Consider the following 2,472-nt stretch of genomic DNA (forward strand, 5'->3'; position numbering starts at 1 on the left):
CTCCTGTTGGGGATTCTCCTCGTCTTCCTCGTCTACGGGTCTCTCGACACGCTCGGCCTTTTTGGTCGCCAAACTGTCCCTGAGCAGTTCGTTCCCTACGGGACATTTAGTATCTTTACGACGGCGGCGCTGGTCTTCACCTCGTACCTCGGTTTCGCACAGGTAGCGACCGTCGCAGGCGAGATAACGAAACCGAGTCGAAATCTCCCGCTCGCGATGATTGGTTCCGTGCTCGTTGTGGGTGTTCTGTATGTCGTAACCATCTTGGTTTCGACGGGTGCGTTCGGCAGTGAGCAACTTGCCACCTTCGGGGAAACGGCAATCGTCGAGGTTGCCAGAGAATATCTCGGGTTCCCCGGTGCGGTCGCCATCCTCTTCGCTGGACTCTTTGCGACGGTGTCGAGCGCCAACGCTTCGATTTTGAGTTCGTCTCGCGCGTTGTACGCACTGAGTCGTGACGCGCTGGTTCCGCCGCAGCTCGCGCGAATCAACCTTCGGTATGGGACGCCTCACCTCGCCCTTACGCTCGTCGGTGGCCCGACTGTCGTCCTCGTCGCCGTCGGCGAGACGGAAGTGCTCGCGGAGGTTGCGTCGTTTCTGCACCTCATCACGTACGGATTCATGTGCCTGGCGCTCATCGTGATTCGCCGGTCGAATCCCGACTGGTACGACCCGTCGTTCCGCGTTCCCGGATACCCGCTGGTGCCAATCCTCGGGGCTATTGCGAGTTTCGGCCTCGTTGCGTTCATGCAGCCTCTTTCGCAGATAGTTGGGGCAGTCGTCGCTCTCTCCGCCTTGGCGTGGTACTTCGCCTACGCACGCGATGTCCGTTTGAAGGGGGTGAGCGACGATGCGTGATGCTGGTAACGTTCGCGTGCTCGTTCCCGTCGCCGTGCTGGAGGGGCAGGTGATTCCGGACCAGGTGATACGCTTACTTTCGAGTGCGACAGTCGTTCTCTTGGCGTACCACGAAATTCCCGAACAGACGGCACCAGAGCAAGCGCGCGAACAGTTCGAACCCAAGGCTCGGACCGAACTCGAAGACCTCGTAGAGGCATTCGAAACCGAGGGAACTGCAGTCGAGACACATCTCGTGTTCACCCACGACTCCGGCCAGACAATCGAGCGGACCGCCACAGAAGCCGACTGTGACGCGGTGTTACTTTCGAACCCAGCCCCCACTCTTGACCGAATCATCGTCCCGGTCAAAGAACACATCAATATCGACACGATTAGCAAGGTCGTCGCGGGTCTCGGTCGGGGTCGGGATGTCGATATTACGCTATTCCACGCCGTCGCTAACGACGAGGCCGTCCCGGACGGTGAAGCACTCCTCGACGAGGTCGTAAACGAACTCACTGCCCTCGGACTCGACCGTGACAAACTATCTCGCTCTGTTGTCGTCGCACAGAAGCCGCTTCAGGCACTTATCTCGGGTGCTGAAGACCACGACGTCGTCGTGATGGGTGAAGAGGAACCGACGATTCGTGGCCAGTTATTCGGTGAGACGTCCGAGCGCGTCGCAGAGCAAACTGTCGGTCCAGTGATTGTCGTTCGGCGACCGCTCGAACCTGACGAGACGGACGAGGTTGATGAGGCGGACGAGGCGGGCGAGATTGATGAGGCGGACAACACGGGATGAGATGGTTTTCATCAGCCAACTCTCTCAATGGTAATTCAAAATTCAGCAATACTACTCCCGGGGCTACCCATTGATCTATAACTGAGCCTGTCTGAAAATTTCAAAAATTGTAAAAATTTTAGAAATTTTGAACATTTTATTGGCTAGTTTATAAAAGGTTCCCACTGGATGCTAAAAACCAGTCCCGTCCTCGTCCCGTTTGGATTCACACTAGTTGGACATCTAATACAAATCCGTTTTCGGTATTGCTAGTTTTTGGATTACTGCTCGCAGTCACACCCTCCGCGTTCAACGAGTTCGTCGAATCCATACTGGCTCCCACAGTCGGCACAGAACACTTGCACGTCGACGAGCACTTCGGGTGAGCCGACGACTAAGTCCCCGCGATTCGCCGTGGAGTCCAGTGCACTTTCGGTGACTGCAGCGAGACGGCCACGGAGTCGCTGGACTCGTTCTGTCGGGTCACTCCGCTTTCGTTCTTTGGAGGCTCCCCGGTACGAAGTCAGATAGGTGTGAATCGCCTGATGCGAGACGAAGTCCTGTTGCAGACTATCTACATCGATACCGGCTCGTTCGAGCCGTCCACGCGCCCGCGTTCGTTCGGCACCCGTTGCGGCATCTTCAGTCAGGGCGTCGTACAACGTCTCCACTTCGCCGTTGAGGAGGTCCAACCCGGCGTCTATCGCTGCAACCTTGAGCAGTTCGTTGTTGAACACGTCTGCGAGCGTTCGAAGACTGTCGGAATCCTCGTCAGCCGTCCATCGTTCTTCAAGCTCTTCACCGAGTCCGTCTAACCCGTACGATTCGATGAGGCGGCCGACCTTCGAGTT

The 2,472-nt window shown here is 57.0% G+C and carries 3 protein-coding genes; 2 read left to right on the forward strand and 1 reads right to left on the reverse strand.

Translation table 11 applies throughout. The features are described 5' to 3' along the window. On the forward strand, positions 1–858 hold an 858-nt coding region (locus QT222_RS02430), incomplete at its 5' end, for an APC family permease (protein ID WP_491476190.1). After that, entirely contained in the window at positions 851–1,642 is a 792-nt protein-coding gene (locus tag QT222_RS02435) for a universal stress protein (RefSeq protein ID WP_491476191.1), read from the forward strand. The genes QT222_RS02430 and QT222_RS02435, both read left to right, overlap by 8 nt. A gap of 260 nt (positions 1,643–1,902) precedes the next feature. On the opposite strand, the gene rdfA is transcribed toward QT222_RS02435, so the two are convergent. Continuing rightward, positions 1,903–2,472: rod-determining factor RdfA (gene rdfA, locus QT222_RS02440; protein ID WP_491476192.1), on the reverse strand; the 570-nt coding region annotated here is incomplete at its 5' end.

The organism is Haloferax sp. s1 (genome assembly GCF_058382125.1).